General features: G+C 64.5%; 15 protein-coding genes. 3 read left to right on the top strand and 12 right to left on the bottom strand.

The annotated features are described in order from the left end of the window. Positions 1-20 precede the first annotated feature (20 nt). The 8 genes from AC0L30_RS02250 to rpoZ form a co-directional block, all read right to left on the bottom strand. Entirely contained in the window at positions 21-401 is a 381-nt protein-coding gene (locus AC0L30_RS02250) for a hypothetical protein (RefSeq protein ID WP_007603399.1), read from the bottom strand. A gap of 21 nt (positions 402-422) precedes the next feature. Next, complete coding sequence (gene era, locus AC0L30_RS02245; protein ID WP_219684708.1) at positions 423-1,349, bottom strand: GTPase Era; 927 nt, start codon at positions 1,347-1,349, stop codon at positions 423-425. Further along, positions 1,339-2,190, bottom strand: a complete 852-nt coding sequence (gene rnc, locus AC0L30_RS02240; RefSeq protein WP_007603396.1) for a ribonuclease III — start codon at positions 2,188-2,190, stop codon at positions 1,339-1,341. The genes era and rnc overlap by 11 nt, the downstream gene beginning before the upstream one ends. Next, entirely contained in the window at positions 2,187-2,951 is a 765-nt protein-coding gene (gene lepB / locus AC0L30_RS02235; protein WP_007603395.1) for a signal peptidase I, read from the bottom strand. The genes rnc and lepB overlap by 4 nt, the downstream gene beginning before the upstream one ends. A gap of 248 nt (positions 2,952-3,199) precedes the next feature. After that, positions 3,200-3,619 carry a holo-ACP synthase gene (gene acpS / locus AC0L30_RS02230; protein ID WP_473365444.1) on the bottom strand — a complete coding sequence of 140 codons (420 nt, stop codon included), beginning with the start codon at positions 3,617-3,619 and terminating at the stop codon, positions 3,200-3,202. Next, a complete protein-coding gene (locus AC0L30_RS02225; protein ID WP_473365443.1) occupies positions 3,616-4,368 on the bottom strand; it encodes a pyridoxine 5'-phosphate synthase in 753 nt (250 codons plus the stop codon). The genes acpS and AC0L30_RS02225 overlap by 4 nt, the downstream gene beginning before the upstream one ends. A gap of 45 nt (positions 4,369-4,413) precedes the next feature. Next, complete coding sequence (locus tag AC0L30_RS02220) at positions 4,414-6,699, bottom strand: RelA/SpoT family protein (RefSeq protein ID WP_473365442.1); 2,286 nt, start codon at positions 6,697-6,699, stop codon at positions 4,414-4,416. Positions 6,700-6,908: 209 nt separating this feature from the next. Further along, on the bottom strand, positions 6,909-7,301 hold the full coding sequence (gene rpoZ, locus AC0L30_RS02215; RefSeq protein WP_007603391.1) for a DNA-directed RNA polymerase subunit omega: 393 nt from the start codon (positions 7,299-7,301) through the stop codon (positions 6,909-6,911). A gap of 329 nt (positions 7,302-7,630) precedes the next feature. Between rpoZ and AC0L30_RS02210 the strand changes: the two genes are divergently transcribed. Together AC0L30_RS02210 and AC0L30_RS02205 are read left to right on the top strand one after the other, a co-directional pair. After that, entirely contained in the window at positions 7,631-8,278 is a 648-nt protein-coding gene (locus tag AC0L30_RS02210) for a LabA-like NYN domain-containing protein (protein ID WP_007603390.1), read from the top strand. After that, positions 8,259-8,933 (top strand): uracil-DNA glycosylase, encoded by a 675-nt coding sequence (locus tag AC0L30_RS02205; RefSeq protein ID WP_007603389.1) that lies wholly within the window; start codon positions 8,259-8,261, stop codon positions 8,931-8,933. The genes AC0L30_RS02210 and AC0L30_RS02205 overlap by 20 nt, the downstream gene beginning before the upstream one ends. On the opposite strand, the gene AC0L30_RS02200 is transcribed toward AC0L30_RS02205, so the two are convergent. From AC0L30_RS02200 to dapA, 4 genes are read right to left on the bottom strand one after another with little or no spacing between them, the layout of a single operon-like run. Next, positions 8,930-9,523, bottom strand: a complete 594-nt coding sequence (locus AC0L30_RS02200) for a peroxiredoxin (RefSeq protein ID WP_007603388.1) — start codon at positions 9,521-9,523, stop codon at positions 8,930-8,932. The genes AC0L30_RS02205 and AC0L30_RS02200 overlap by 4 nt on opposite strands. A 4-nt stretch (positions 9,524-9,527) precedes the next feature. Next, a complete protein-coding gene (smpB, locus tag AC0L30_RS02195) occupies positions 9,528-10,001 on the bottom strand; it encodes an SsrA-binding protein SmpB (protein WP_027567292.1) in 474 nt (157 codons plus the stop codon). A 59-nt stretch (positions 10,002-10,060) separates the two neighbouring features. Further along, positions 10,061-10,504 carry a large conductance mechanosensitive channel protein MscL gene (mscL, locus tag AC0L30_RS02190; RefSeq protein ID WP_219684713.1) on the bottom strand — a complete coding sequence of 148 codons (444 nt, stop codon included), beginning with the start codon at positions 10,502-10,504 and terminating at the stop codon, positions 10,061-10,063. A gap of 25 nt (positions 10,505-10,529) precedes the next feature. Next, positions 10,530-11,420 carry a 4-hydroxy-tetrahydrodipicolinate synthase gene (gene dapA, locus AC0L30_RS02185; RefSeq protein WP_007603384.1) on the bottom strand — a complete coding sequence of 297 codons (891 nt, stop codon included), beginning with the start codon at positions 11,418-11,420 and terminating at the stop codon, positions 10,530-10,532. 293 nt (positions 11,421-11,713) lie between these two features. Between dapA and AC0L30_RS02180 the strand changes: the two genes are divergently transcribed. After that, positions 11,714-14,107 (top strand): lytic transglycosylase domain-containing protein, encoded by a 2,394-nt coding sequence (locus AC0L30_RS02180; protein WP_473403767.1) that lies wholly within the window; start codon positions 11,714-11,716, stop codon positions 14,105-14,107. The last annotated feature ends 43 nt before the right edge of the window (positions 14,108-14,150 follow it).

Raw genomic sequence — 14,150 nt, 5'->3', positions numbered from 1 at the left:
CCAATCCACCCGACGCGGCCTCACGCGTTGAACCAGCCCTGCGCGTCGCCGCGGAACGAGAAATACAATCCCATCGCCGTCAGCACGCAGGAGACGATCTCGATGGCGCTGTCGAGTTCCATGCCCTTCTCGCCGATGATCTGGCCGAGCGAGATCACCGACAGTACGAGTGCTGCCGCCAGCACCCAGCGCGGCCAGTTCTTGCGCCCGCGCGCGGCCAGCCGGACGAAATAAACCAGCAGCAGGATCATGCCGCCGGCAAGCAGCGACGACGTCATGATCATCTGTTCGGTCATCTCGGCAGTCGGCGTGCGGTCCTGCACCGCCACCGACAAGGCATCCAGCATCAACGATGCATAGAGCAACGCTTCGAAGCGCCGTACGTTGCTGGGTACGCTCATCGCCGACCGATCTTTTCTTGGTTATTCTTTGGGAAATTCCAGGCCCATCTCGCGGTAGCGATCGGGATCGTCGCTCCAGTTCTCGCGCACCTTGACGAACAGGAACAGGTGCACCGGCACGCCCAGGATCTCGCCGATCTCCTTGCGCGAGTCCGCGCCGATCGACTTGATGGTGGCGCCGCCCGCGCCGAGCACGATCTTGCGCTGGCTTTCGCGCTCGACGAAGATCGTCTGCTCGATGCGCACCGACTTGTCCTTGCGCTCCTCCCACTTGTCGGTCTCGACGGTGGACTGGTAGGGCAATTCCTGGTGCAGCTTGCGAAAGATCTTCTCGCGGGTGATCTCGGCCGCAAGCTGCCGCATCGGCGCGTCCGACATCTGGTCTTCGGGATAGAGGAACGGCCCCGGCGGCACGATCTCGGCCAGTGTATGCCTGAGGTCGTCGACACCGTCGCCGGAGATCGCCGCGATCATAAACGTCTGTGCGAAGGCCATGCGCTCGTTGGCGGCCTGCGCCAGCGCCAGCAGCTTCTCGCGCTGGACCAGGTCGACCTTGTTGATGACCAAAATCTTCTCGTGCTTGACGCTGGCGACCTTGGTGAGGATCGCCTCGGCTTCCTCGTCGATGCCGGCCTTGGCATCCAGCAGCACGCACACGAGGTCGGCGTCATGCGCGCCGCTCCAGGCGGTCGAGACCATGGCGCGGTCGAGCCGGCGCTTGGGCAGGAAGATGCCGGGCGTATCGACCAGGATGATCTGCGAATTGTTCTCGATCACGATGCCGCGGATCAGCGCGCGCGTGGTCTGCACCTTGCGCGAGACGATCGTGACCTTGGCCCCGACCAGCGCATTGACCAGCGTGGATTTGCCGACGTTCGGCGCGCCGATCAGCGCGACGAAGCCGCAGCGCGTCGCGGTGGGTGCCTCGCCGCTTGCTTCAACCGTCATTGCCGCCGCCAACGCCTTCACGTTCGATCATCACTGAAGCTGCCACTTTCTCTGCCGCACGCTTGCTGCCGCCGATGCCTTCCGCCGGAGCGAGTCCCGGAAGATCGACCGCGACGCGGAATTGCGGATCATGATGCGGGCCGGTGCGCTCGACCTCGCGATAAACAGGCGTCGGCAATCCCTTGCCCTGCGCCCATTCCTGGAGAACGGTCTTGGGATCGCGCAACGGACGCCGCGGCTTGTGCATGCGCTCGGTCCAGTTGCGCTTGACGAAATCGGCCGCCGCCGCGTAGCCGCCGTCGAGGAAGACGGCGCCGATCACGGCCTCGCAGATGTCGCCGAGCACGCTCTTGCGCAGGCGCGCGTCGGCGCTGGAGCCGACCGAGCCGAGCTTGATGTCGTCCAGCAGACCGAGCGACTTGGCGACATCGGCGCAGCTCTCCTTGCGCACAAGTTCGGCAAGTCGCTTGGACATCTCGCCTTCGTCAGCGTTCGGGAAGGCGTGATAGAGCATGTCGGAGACGACGAGCCCGAGCACGTGGTCGCCGAGGAATTCCAGGCGCTGATAGCTGTCGCCGCGCTTGCGCCCGGACTTCAACGCGGAGACATGCGTGATGCCTTGCATCAAAAGGTTCGGATCGGCAAAGCTGTAGCCGATGCGTGCCTCGAGCCCCGCGTTCGCATCCGAGCCCCTGGCCTTGCTGCTCCGCACCCGCTTCTTCTTTGCGGGCGTCTTGTTTTCAGGCGTCTTGCCCTCAAGGCTCTTGGTCGCAGCTTCGCCGTCGGGGCCCGCTTGCGCCTCGGTCGGCAGGGTCGCGATGTCCTTGGCTTCGTCTTTCATCGGACGATTTTGAAGAAGCGATTCCAGCGCACCGCCCACGGCCAGCGCCAGAACATCCATGCATGCTCGCCTTCGGCGATCGAGAAGAAGATCATCTGGGCGCGCCCGATCAAATTCTCCTGCGGCACGTAGCCGACCTGGCCGAGAAAGCGGCTGTCGGTGGAGTTGTCGCGGTTGTCGCCCATCATGAAGAAGTGGCCGGTCGGCACGGTGTAGACGTTGGTGTTGTCGACGTAGCCGTTGTCGGCGCAGTCCAGCGTCTCGTAGGACACGCCGTTCGGCAGCGTTTCCTTCCAGCGCTTCACCCGGGAGACGCCGCTGCCTTCGGCGCCGCAGGGATCCTCGCCGACAAATTCGCTCATGCGCTGCCGCTCGACCGGCGTGTCGTTGATGTAGAGCAGCCCGTCCCGCATCTGGATGCGGTCGCCGGGCAGGCCGATCACGCGCTTGATGTAGTCGGTGGAATCGTCCTTCGGCAGGCGGAATACGACGATGTCGCCGCGGTTCGGGTCCGAGCCCCAGATCCGCCCCGAGAACAACGGCGGTGAGAACGGGATCGAATAGTGGCTGTAGCCGTAGGAATATTTCGAGACGAACAGATAGTCGCCGACCAGCAACGTGGCCTTCATCGAGCCGGATGGGATGTTGAACGGCTGAAACAGGAAGGTGCGGATCACCAGCGCGATCAGGAGAGCGTGGATCACGACCCGGATCGTTTCGCCGACGCCGCTCTCAGTTTTCGTTCCTGAAGTCACGCTCATTGCTCTCTCAATTCCGGCGGGCGGTCACAGCGCGCCCTCCTCCCGCGAACAGCCCATCGCTCGCGGCCCAAGGAGATTGTCCTGATTCTGATAATGAGGGCCAATTCCGGCGTAAAGCCGAATTCGCCCAGCCTGATTTGCGTCCGCGGACTTTTAGACGGTTGTCGGAGGCCACGCAATCAAGGATCGCATCAAAACTGCATAAGCATTTGATTTTGAATGCGAATTATAAAATGATCGGTGCCCAATCAGGGTTTGTCCAGCGGCACGGCGGAAATGATGACCAAGGCCTGTGCCAACGGCCAGTCATCGGTGATCGACAGGTCGATCTGCGCCGTGAACCCCTCCGGCGTCAGGGCCTGGAGCCGGGCCAGCGCCCCGCCCGTCAATTGCATGGTTGGCCGCCCTCCCGGCAGGTTGACCACCCCCATGTCGCGCCACCAGACGCCGCGCCTGATGCCGGTGCCGAGCGCCTTGGAACAGGCCTCCTTGGCGGCGAAGCGTTTGGCGTAGGTTGCCACCACCATCTTCTCGTTCTTGGCGCGCCGTTCCGCCTTGGCCCGCTCGGCCGCGGTGAAGATGCGGTCGAGGAAGCGCTCGCCATGGCGGTCGATCACCTTGCCGACACGGGTGATGTCGATCAGATCGGAGCCGATGCCGATGATCATGCCCGGCTCCGGCCGCGGTCCATCGCCGCGCGCATGCTGCGCACCGTCTCGGCGAGACCGACGAACAGGGCTTCGCCGATCATGTAGTAGCCGATGTTGAGCTCCATGATCTCAGGCAAGCCGGCGATCGTCTCCGCCGTCGCGTAGTCCAGCCCGTGTCCGGCGTGAACCTCCAGCCCTGCTTCCTTCGCCAGCTTCGCCCCCGCCACGATTCGCCGCCATTCGGCCTCGGCCTTATCAGTGTGACCATCGACGACGGCGTCGCACCAGGCGCCGGTGTGGATCTCGATCACGGGCGCGCGCAGCCGCGCCGCCATCTCGATCTGGGCAGGATCGGCCGCGATGAACAGCGACACCCGGATGCCGGCATCGTTCAGCCGCGCGATAGAAGGCGCCAGCGCATTGTGCTGTCCGACGACGTCGAGCCCGCCTTCGGTCGTCACCTCCTGGCGCCGCTCCGGCACGAGGCACACCGCGTGCGGCCTGGTGGCGAGCGAAATGCGCATCATGTCGTCGGTGGCCGCCATCTCGAAATTGAGCGGCTTGGAGATCTCGGCTTTCAGCCGCGCCATGTCCTCGTCGCGGATGTGCCGGCGATCCTCGCGCAAATGAGCGGTGATGCCGTCGGCGCCGGCCTCGATCGCCAGCAGCGCCGCGCGCACCGGATCGGGATTGCGGCCGCCGCGCGCGTTACGCAGGGTCGCGACATGATCGACATTGACGCCGAGGCGGAGCGGAGGTGCAGGCATTTCAGGACTCACGGAATCATAGGGACAGACCAGGACGGAAGGCGTCTATCCATTAACACGTTCGGCGCGGGCGACGACCGCCTTCGCGCGCAGCTGGGCCAGGATCGCGCTCAAATGCTTGAGATCGTAGACTTCGAGATCGATCGTCGTCTCCGTGAAGTCCGGTGAGCGGCGCTGCATGCTGATGTTGTCGATGTTGCCGTCGTGCTCGGCGATCACGGTCGCGATCTGCGCCAGCGCGCCGGGCTCGTTGACGTTCTCGACCTTGATGCGGGCCGGGAAGCGCTGCGGCGCGGAGTCCTCGATGTCCCAGCGCACGTCAAGCCAGCGCTCCGGCTCCTCTTCGAAATCCTTCAGGGCCGGCGCCTGGATCGGGTAGATGGTGATGCCCTCGCCCGGCGTGACGATGCCGATGATGCGATCACCGGGCACCGCGCCGCCGTTCGGCGCGAACTTCACCGGCAGGTCGGAATTGATGCCGCGGATCGGGATCGCGACCGGGCTGCGCGGCGGTTCGGACGACTTCTCCTTGAGCTTGCCGGGAAGCCCCTTCTTGACGCCGTAGCGCGCGATGCGCTCCTCCTTGTAGTCGGGATACATCGCACGCGCGACGTGGGAGGCCTTGATCTCGCCGCGTCCCACAGCCGCCATGACGTCCTCGATCGAGGTTCGTGCCAGTCGCGGCAGCGCGCCCTTGAGCTTGTCGTCGGCGTATTCGATCTTGGCGCGCTCGAACAGGCGCTCGACGATGCGCCGGCCGAGACCGACATATTGATCGCGCACCGCAGTCCTGGTGGCGCGGCGGATCGCAGCGCGTGCCTTGCCGGTGACCGCGAGCGTTTCCCAGGCCGACGGCGGCGCCGCTTGCGCTTCCGAGGTCAGCACCTCGACCTCGTCGCCGTTCTGGAGCTCCGAGGACAGCGGCGCAAACTGGCCGTTGATCTTGCAGCCCACTGCGCTGTTGCCGACGTCGGTGTGTACGGCATAAGCGAAGTCGATCACGTTGGCATGGCGCGGCAGCGCGATCAGCTTGCCCTTCGGGGTGAAGCAGAACACCTGGTCGTGGAACAGCTCGAGCTTGGTGTGCTCGAGGAATTCCTCGGGGTTGGCGCTCTCCGAGAGAATGCCGATGGTGTGGCGCAACCAGGCGAACGCATTGGACTCGCGCTTGAGGAATTCGGTCGGCGAGCCCACGCCTTCCTTGTAGAACACGTGCGCGGCGATGCCGCGCTCGGCGATTTGGTCCATCGCCTCGGTGCGGATCTGCAACTCGACGCGCTGGTTGCCGGGGCCGATCACGGTGGTGTGGATCGAGCGGTAGTCGTTCTGCTTCGGCGTCGAGATGTAGTCCTTGAACCGGCCGGGCACGACCGGCCAGTTGGTGTGGACGATGCCGAGCGCGCGGTAGCAGGCCTCGATGTCGTTGACGACGACGCGGAAACCGAAGATGTCGGACAATTGCTCGAAGCCGACCGACTTGCGCTCCATCTTGGTCCAGATCGAGAATGGCTTCTTCCGGCGGCCATAGACCCGCGCCCCCAGGCCCCGGTGGCGCAGATTGTTCGAGAGCTGGTCCTCGATTTCGCCGATCAGATTGCGGTTGCGCTCGGCCAGCGCATCGAGCCGCTGCATCACCACCGAATAGGCTTCCGGGTCGAGGGTCCGGAACGACAGGTCCTCCAGCTCCTCGCGCATCTCCTGCATGCCCATGCGTCCGGCCAGCGGCGCATAGATGTCGAGCGTCTCCTCGGCAATGCGCCGTCGCGATTCCGTCGGCACGAAGTCCAGCGTGCGCATGTTGTGCAGGCGATCGGCGAGCTTCACCAGGAGCACGCGGACATCGTCGGCAATGGCCAGCAACAATTTGCGCAGATTCTCGGCCTGCTTGGCCTCCCGCGATACCAGTTCCAGCCGCTTCAGCTTGGTCAGGCCCTCGACCAGCGCGCCGATCTCGGGCCCGAAGATCTGGTCGATCTCGGCCCGCGTCGCTTCGGTGTCCTCGATCGTGTCGTGGAGCAGCGCAGCCACGATGGTGGCGTCGTCGAGCTTCAGGTCGGTGAGAATCGCCGCCACTTCGAGCGGATGGGAGAAGTACGGGTCGCCCGAGGCGCGGGTCTGCGAGCCATGCGCCTTCATGGCGTAAACATAGGCGCGGTTCAGCAGATCTTCGTCGGTGTTGGGATTGTAGGACCTGACGCGCTCGACGAGGTCATATTGACGCATCATGCGTGCGCGAGGCTTCGCCGGGCGCGCCACCGGCGCAGTCGGGGCCACAGCAACCGATTCGGTTGCGGCCTGCATCTGCGTTGGTGTGCGGCGTCGATATACCATGCCGTCCTGCCTTCAAACGGACCACGACAGAGCCCGTTGTATACATCTTAGCTCCGATCGCGCGCGTGTCCGATCAATTCAGTGACAGGGGCAGGCGCTAACCGACGACGCTATGGTAACCACGAAAACGCAAACAAAAGCAAAGGCCCGAACAACGGTTCGGGCCTTTGATCAGATCACAAAGAAGTCGATGAGCGCGACGGGACGATTTACTCGTCCTCCTCGGGCTGCTCCTCGGGAGGCGCGAGGCCTTCGAGACCCTTCAGGAGCTCTTCTTCGGTCATGCGCTCAACCGCGACTTCGGTATCGTCTGCATCCACGCTTGCACCGGCGGAACCGATCAGCGGCACAGTGTCCGGCTCGGGCTCGTCGACCTCGACGAACTTCTGCAGCGAGTGCACCAGTTCCTCGCGGAGGTCCTCCGGCGAAATGGTGGTCTCTGCAATTTCGCGCAAAGACACAACAGGGTTCTTGTCGTTATCGCGGTCAACCGTTAGTTGTGAACCAGACGAAATCATGCGGGCACGGTGGGCGGCCAGCAGGACCAGGTCAAACCGGTTGTCGACCTTGTCGATACAATCTTCTACGGTGACGCGAGCCATCGACTGTCGCTCCGTTGTGGGTGGGACGAAATATGTGGATGAATGCCGGTAGTTATAGGTGCCGGGAGGGTTTCGCAAGGCCAATTTGTGATTTGGCCTCGCCAAACGGCTCTGCTACCCCCACATTGGGGCTGGGATGGGTGGTTTCCCGGGCTGCCGGCGACGGCGGCGCCGGGAGTGTGCGAGTTGGCCATAACTATACCTTGATTGCACCGACTTCTCCGGATTTGCGGTTTCGACGGGTTTCGGCGGGACTTTAGAAGTGCGCGGCTTGCTGTCGCCGCGCCAACAAAAAACGATCAATCACGAACTCTACGCGAGCAAACTGAATGTCACCTTCCTCTACCGACAAGATCGCGCTCTTCATCGATGGAGCCAATCTCTACGCGACGGCGAAAACTCTGGGCTTCGACATCGATTACAAGCGCCTGCTGAAGGAGTTTCAGAGCCGCGGGACGCTGCTTAGGGCGTTCTACTACACCGCGATCATCGAGGATCAGGAGTACTCCTCGATCCGGCCGCTGATCGACTGGCTCGACTACAACGGCTACACGGTCGTCACCAAGGCGACCAAGGAGTTCATCGACGCCTCCGGCCGCCGCAAGGTCAAGGGCAACATGGACATCGAGCTCGCCGTGAACGCCATGGAGCTCGCCGAGCACATCGACCAGATGGTGCTGTTCTCGGGCGACGGCGACTTCCGCTCCCTGGTCGAGGCCGTTCAGCGCCGCGGCGTGCGGGTCACCGTGATTTCCACGATCGCCAGCCAGCCGCCGATGATCGCCGACGAGCTGCGCCGCCAGGCGGACGTCTTCACCGACCTCGTCGAGCTGCAGTCCAAGCTCGGCCGCGACCCGTCCGAACGCCCCGCACCGCGTGACCGCGGCGACCGCGAGGCGCGCCACCACGCTCCGCAGTTCCTCCAGCGCGCAACCACGATGGCGCCGGCGAGGGGCGATGACGACTTCGAGGAGTGAGGCGGCCCGGTCAAGCCGCCAGCCTCTCAGCCTCGTCCCCGACCGTGACTGTCCGCTCTGTCCGCGCCTGGTCGCCTTTCGCGAGGCGAACCGCGCGCGCGAGCCATTGTGGCACAATGCACCGGTTGCGCCTTTCGGCGACATCAAGGCGCGCCTGCTGATCGTCGGCCTCGCGCCGGGGATGCAGGGCGCCAACCGCACCGGCCGTCCCTTCACCGGCGATTATGCCGGCGATCTGCTCTACGCCACGCTGCTCGAATACGGCTTCGCCAAGGGCCAATATCAGGCGCGTCCCGACGACGGCCTGAAGCTGGTCGACTGTCGGATCGCCAATGCGGTGCATTGCGTGCCGCCGCAGAACAAGCCGCTGCCGGTCGAGATCAACACCTGCCGGCAGTTCCTCGCGGCTAATCTCGCAACGATGCCGAACCTGCGCGCGATCGTCGCCCTCGGGCGTATTGCGCACGACACCGTGCTCAAGCCGCTGAACCTGAAGGGATCGCAAGCCCCCTTCGGCCACGGCGCCGTGCATCAGGCTGGCGCTTTCAGGCTCTACGACAGCTATCACTGCTCCCGCTACAATACGAACACCCGCGTGCTGACGCCGGACATGTTCCGCTCCGTGTTCGCGAAGGTGAAGAGCGACCTCGATTAATCCTTAGACGAGCCCTTGGCCGGGTTGGCCTTCAGCCAGTCCAGGACATCGCCGGCGTTCCGGTCGGGCGGAAACACCGGATAGAACACATGCGTGATCCTGGCGTCGTCGACGATCAGCGCAAGGCGCTTGATCAGCGTCAGGCCCGCGACCTCCATGGTCGGCAAATTCAGGGCGCGCGTAAGCGCCAGCTTGTCGTCCGAGAGCACCGGGAACGGCAGATGCAGCCGCGAGGCCATCTCGGTCTGGTACGCGTTGCTTTGCGTCGAGAGACCGTACACCTGCGCGGCACCGGCGGCCTTCAGCTCGGCGAACAGATCGCGAAACGCGCAGGTCTGCGGCGTGCAGCCGCGCGCGCCCGGGATCATGTCCCAATCGTCGACCAGCGCGATCTTGCCGGGCTCGCCGGTGCGCGGATAGGCGAACACCACGGTCCGGCCACGCAGCGCCGACAGCGCGACTGACGTGTCGTCAGTGGCGAGCAGACTGACCGGCGGCAGCGTCATGCCTTGCAGGTGCGCGGCGCCGCCGTCATCCGCCGGGGCGGGAATCCGGGTCCAATCGACCTCGAGCAGGTTTCTCTGAGTCATCCCGCTATCCCCTCGCCCGCATCAGGCGGCCCTTCTCCCGGCTCCAGTCGCGCTTCTTCTCGGACTCGCGCTTGTCGTGCAGCTTCTTGCCCTTTGCAACCGCGAGCTGCAATTTGGCACGACCCCGCTCGTTGAAGTAAAGCTTGAGCGGGATCAGCGTCATGCCTTCGCGGTCGACCGCACCCATCAGCTTGTTGATCTGCTTGCGATGCAGCAGCAGTTTTCGCGGCCGCTTGGGCTCGTGATTGAAGCGGTTGCCCTGGAGATATTCCGGAATGGTGGCGTTGATCAGCCAGATCTCGCCGTCCTTGGAATCGGCGTAGGATTCCGCGATCGTGCTCTTGCCGCTGCGGATCGACTTGACCTCGGTGCCGGTCAACGCAATGCCGACCTCGATCGTATCCTCGATCGCATAGTTGAAGCGGGCCTTGCGGTTTTCCGCCATGACCTTGATCGGACGTTCGTTCTTGTCGGCCATGCGAGACAAACCTGATCGAGATGCGCGAGGACGCTAACAGTTTGGATGAAGCGAGCGCGTCAAGACTTCTTGAGGAGATCGCGGATCTCGGTCAGCAGCTCGACCTCGGCCGACGGCTTTGGTGGAGCGGCAGGCTGCGCCTCGTCCTTGCGCTTCAACTTGTTCATGGCACGGATCACCAGGAACAGCACGAAGGCAATGATGATGAAGTTGATCGTCAGCGTGAGGAAGTTGCCCCAAGCCAAGACGGCGCCCTGCTTTTTCGCGTCCGCGAGATTTGCGGCGGTGACCTTGCTCGAAAGCGGCGTGAAGTAGTTCGAGAAGTCGAGGCCGCCGGTGGCCGCACCGATGATCGGCATGATCACGTCGCCGACCAGCGATGTGACGATGGCGCCGAAGGCCGCGCCGATGATGACGCCGACCGCGAGATCGACGACGTTGCCCTTCATGGCGAACTCGCGGAACTCCCTGAGCATCCGCGTGCCTCTTTCGTCGATCGCCATGAAAGCTCCCCGATCGGCTAGCGCGTCAGTTGATGAGGCCGGCATGAACCATCGCGCTGCGCACCGCAACGCGGGTCGGCTCGGTGACCGGCACCATCGGCAGCCGCAGCGTCTCGTCCAGCTTGCCGAGCAGCGACAGCGCGTACTTGATCGGCGCCGGATTGCTCTCGATGAAGAGGTTGTTGTGCAGCGGCATCAGCTTGTCGTGCAGCTTCAGTGCGGTGGCATGGTCGCCCTTCGCCCAGGCGGCCTGGAACTCCGAGCAAAGCCGCGGCGCGACGTTCGAGGTCACCGAGATGCAGCCATGGCCGCCATGGGCCATGTAACCGAGGATGGTCGCATCCTCGCCCGAGAGCTGGTTGAAGTCCTCGCCCATCGCCGCGCGCTGCTGTGAGACGCGGACCATGCTGGCGGTGGCGTCCTTGACGCCGGCGATGTTCTTCAGCTCCCACAGCCGCGCCATGGTGTCGACCGACATGTCGATCACCGAGCGCGGCGGGATGTTGTAGATAATGATCGGAATCCCGATCGCGTCGTTGATCGCCTTGAAGTGCTGGTACATTCCTTCCTGGGTCGGCTTGTTATAGTAGGGCGTCACGACCAGAACCGCGTTCGCCCCCGCCTTCTCGGCGTGCTGGGCGAGCTCGATCGCCTCTTTTGTCGAGTTGGACCCGGCGCCGGCGACCACGGGCACGCGGCCTTTTGCTTCCTCGATGCACCATTCAACGACCTTCTTGTGCTCGTCATGGCTCAGCGTCGGGCTCTCGCCGGTGGTGCCGACCGGGACCAGGCCGTTGGTGCCCTCTGAAATCTGCCAGTTGACCAGGGAGCGGAACGCCGCCTCGTCCAGCGAGCCGTTCTTGAACGGCGTGACCAAGGCGGTGAACGATCCCCGGAATTTCGTCTTGGCTGCCATGGACTTCCTCCGTACGCGGCGATCTCGAGCGAGCCGCATTCATATCGGGTCTATCCCGCCGGTAAAAGACCCGCCTCGGCGTGACGCACCGTTTAGGCCGCGATTTTGCCGCGGTGGTGGTGCAAACCCGGCGAAGGTAAGCGGCTGTTGGTATTTTGTCCGCATATTCAATCAAATACAGCCAGATCTTGTACAGCTGGGTCTTGAGCCAATTGACTGATTCGGGGCGACGAAACGCCGTGATCTCCTTTCCGCGCGCCGCATGGCGATCCACCGGTCTGATCGTGTGCCTGATGGCAGGGCTGTCGGCCGGCTGCGCCGCCTGGGCCAAATCCAATGAGACGACCGCGGAGACCGCCAAGGAAACCGGGAAGCCCGCCGCCAAGCCAGCCGCCAAGGACACTTCGAAGGGAGCGTCCAAGGGAACCGGTAAGGAACCTTCGAAGGACGCCGCCAAGGGGGCAAGTAAGGGCGCAAGCAAGGGCGCGACCAGTCCCCCCGCCAAGGATGCCGCGAAGAAGCCTGGCAGGGATGCTGGCAAGAACGCAGACAAGGAACCTGCGAAGGACAAGCTGAAGCCTGCGGCTGCCGCGCCAAAGTCAACGCCGACCGCTGGCGCCTCTGTCCCGAAAACCGCACCCGCGCCGGCTGCGACGGCCACCGTCAGACCCACCGCTCCGGCCCCCGCCAAGCCCGTCGCGGCTCCTGTCCTGGCTCCGGCGACCCGCCAGCATGCCGCCCCGCGCAAGCCGGTCACACCGGCTGCGGTTGCCGCGACCTCCTCGACGTCGCAAGCCGACAAGGACACGCTGGAGGCCGTGATCGAGCTCGTGCGCAAGCGCAAGGCGGGCGACGCCACCAATGCCGCGGGCACGATCTCAGATCCCGTGGCGCGAAAGCTCGCGGAATGGATCATCCTTCGCAGCGAGGACAATGGCGCGACTGTCGAGCGCTACCGCGCCTTCCTCTCCGCCAATCCGAGCTGGCCGTCGCAGACCTTCCTGCGCCGGCGCCTGGAGGCCGCGATGTGGGACGACAGGCGCGACGACCAGGTTGCGTGGTCGTGGTTCGAGAACGAATCCCCCGTGTCCGCCAAGGGCCGCTTCACGCTCGCCAAGGCGATGCTGGCGCGCGGCGACCGCGCCAACGCCGAACGTCTGGTGCGCGACGCCTGGCGCAGCGACCCGATGTCGGAAGAGACCGAGAACAACGCACTCGACCAGTTCGGCGCGCTGCTGACGCCCGGCGATCAAAAGGCGCGGATGGACACGCTGCTCTATGGCAGCGAGAACGAGGCTGCATTGCGTGCCGCGAAGCGCCTCGGGGCCGGCTATGTCGCACTCGCCAAGGCCCGAATCGCCTCCCTCAAGAAAGCCCCGAACGCACGTGCGTTGCTCGAAGCCGTGCCGCGCGAGCTGCACGGCGATCCCGGCTTCATCTTCAGCAAGATCCAGCTGCTGCGCCGCGAGGAGAAATTTGCGGAAGCCGCCCAGCTCATGCTGTCGGCACCGAAGGATCCGGGCCGTCTCTACAATCTCGACGAATGGTGGATCGAGCGGCGCCTCCTGGCGCGCAAGATGATCGACACCGAGGAATTCCGCAGCGCCTATCTGATCGCGCGCGATGCCGCCCTGCCCTCGCGCGACATCTACAAGACCGAGCAGGAGTTCACCGCCGGCTGGATCGCGCTGCGCTTCCTCAACGATCCCGCGGCCGCGACCCAGCATTTTGCCCGCATCGGGATCGGCAGCGTCAATCCGACCACGCTGGCGCGCGCCGGCTATTGGCAGGGCCGCGCCGCCGAAGCTGCAGGCCGCCAGCAGGAGGCGCGCAACGCCTACGCGCGGGCCGCCGAGCAATCCACCAGCTATTACGGCCAGCTCGCACGTGCCAAGCTCGGCCTGCCGCAGATCGAGCTCAACGCTCAGCCGCGCAGCCGCGGTGCCGAACGGCTGGAGATCGTGCGCGCCGCGCAGCTGCTCTACGAGCTCGACGAGCGCGAGATGGCGATACCGATGCTCGCCGACATGGGTGAGAACGGCGATCCTGAAGCGCTAGCCGGCCTTGGCGAGCTCACCCAGCGCCACAGCGACGCCCGCGGCATGCTGCTGCTTGGCAAGGCCGCGCTCAATCGCGGGCTGCCGTTCGATTTCTACGCCTATCCCGTCAACGGCATTCCGCAGTTCACGCCGATCGGCCCCGAGGTCGAGCGCAGCATCATCTACGCCATCGCGCGGCAGGAGAGCGCCTTCAACCCCTCGGTCGTCTCGCCGGCGCAGGCCTATGGGCTGATGCAGGTGACGCCGGACGCCGCGCGCTATGTCTGCAAGCGGCACGGCGGGACCTACGATCTGGGACGTCTGAAGAACGATTCGGCCTACAACGCCACGCTCGGCTCGGCCGAGCTCGGTGGGCTGCTCGAGGACTATCGCGGCTCCTACATCATGACTTTTGCCGCCTACAATGCCGGCCGCGGCAGTGTGAAGAAGTGGATCGATCGCTACGGCGATCCGCGCGACCCCAAGGTCGATGCGGTCGATTGGGTCGAGCTGATCCCGTTCTCCGAGACGCGCAACTACGTGCAGCGGATCATGGAGAACCTTCAGGTCTACCGCGCCCGCTTCGGCGGCGGCACGCGGTTGCAGATCGAGGCCGATTTGCGCCGCGGCGCCGGCAGCGTGGAGTAACTGCGTGCCCCTAACGACTCCGATGACAAAGCATCCACGCATG

The organism is Bradyrhizobium sp. MI1.11 (assembly GCF_055811255.1).
Note: the sequence above shows the minus strand (reverse complement) of the source record. Positions and strands in the feature narration are given on the sequence as shown.

Bases quoted from the DNA above. Each gene is read 5' to 3' on its own strand.
- AC0L30_RS02250 (WP_007603399.1), bottom strand. From the start codon at position 401: ATGAGCGTACCCAGCAACGTACGGCGCTTCGAAGCGTTGCTCTATGCA.
- era (WP_219684708.1), bottom strand. From the start codon at position 1,349: ATGACGGTTGAAGCAAGCGGCGAGGCACCCACCGCGACGCGCTGCGGC.
- rnc (WP_007603396.1), bottom strand. From the start codon at position 2,190: ATGAAAGACGAAGCCAAGGACATCGCGACCCTGCCGACCGAGGCGCAA.
- lepB (WP_007603395.1), bottom strand. From the start codon at position 2,951: ATGAGCGTGACTTCAGGAACGAAAACTGAGAGCGGCGTCGGCGAAACG.
- acpS (WP_473365444.1), bottom strand. From the start codon at position 3,619: ATGATCATCGGCATCGGCTCCGATCTGATCGACATCACCCGTGTCGGC.
- AC0L30_RS02225 (WP_473365443.1), bottom strand. From the start codon at position 4,368: ATGCCTGCACCTCCGCTCCGCCTCGGCGTCAATGTCGATCATGTCGCG.
- AC0L30_RS02220 (WP_473365442.1), bottom strand. From the start codon at position 6,699: ATGGTATATCGACGCCGCACACCAACGCAGATGCAGGCCGCAACCGAA.
- rpoZ (WP_007603391.1), bottom strand. From the start codon at position 7,301: ATGGCTCGCGTCACCGTAGAAGATTGTATCGACAAGGTCGACAACCGG.
- AC0L30_RS02210 (WP_007603390.1), top strand. From the start codon at position 7,631: ATGTCACCTTCCTCTACCGACAAGATCGCGCTCTTCATCGATGGAGCC.
- AC0L30_RS02205 (WP_007603389.1), top strand. From the start codon at position 8,259: ATGACGACTTCGAGGAGTGAGGCGGCCCGGTCAAGCCGCCAGCCTCTC.
- AC0L30_RS02200 (WP_007603388.1), bottom strand. From the start codon at position 9,523: ATGACTCAGAGAAACCTGCTCGAGGTCGATTGGACCCGGATTCCCGCC.
- smpB (WP_027567292.1), bottom strand. From the start codon at position 10,001: ATGGCCGACAAGAACGAACGTCCGATCAAGGTCATGGCGGAAAACCGC.
- mscL (WP_219684713.1), bottom strand. From the start codon at position 10,504: ATGGCGATCGACGAAAGAGGCACGCGGATGCTCAGGGAGTTCCGCGAG.
- dapA (WP_007603384.1), bottom strand. From the start codon at position 11,420: ATGGCAGCCAAGACGAAATTCCGGGGATCGTTCACCGCCTTGGTCACG.
- AC0L30_RS02180 (WP_473403767.1), top strand. From the start codon at position 11,714: ATGGCAGGGCTGTCGGCCGGCTGCGCCGCCTGGGCCAAATCCAATGAG.